At 53.8% G+C, this 403-nt stretch carries 1 protein-coding gene; it reads left to right on the forward strand.

Annotation, left to right across the window (positions count from 1 at the left end):
• Nucleotides 1-403 (forward strand): 50S ribosomal protein L4 (rplD, locus tag N6G83_RS54585; protein WP_260524451.1); only part of this gene is annotated, 403 nt, incomplete at both ends.

A 403-nucleotide genomic window follows, 5' to 3' on the forward strand; every position in this document is an offset into this window, starting at 1 on the left:
CCGTGCTCAGAAGACCCGTGCTGAAGTAACTGGTTCCGGCAAAAAGCCATGGCGTCAGAAAGGCACCGGCCGTGCGCGTTCAGGTTCTGTAAAGAGCCCGATCTGGCGTTCAGGCGGCGTGACCTTTGCTGCTAAGCCACAGGACCACAGTCAGAAAGTAAACAAAAAGATGTACCGCGGCGCGCTGAAAAGCATCCTGTCCGAGCTGGTACGTCAAGATCGTCTGATCGTTGTCGAGAAGTTCTCTGTAGAAGCGCCTAAAACTAAGCTGCTGGCACAGAAACTGAAAGATATGGCTCTGGAAGACGTGCTGATCGTGACCGGTGAACTGGATGAGAATCTGTTCCTGGCAGCTCGCAACCTGTACAAGGTTGACGTGCGCGATGTAGCAGGTATCGATCCG

This window comes from Serratia sp. PL7 (assembly GCF_945957435.1).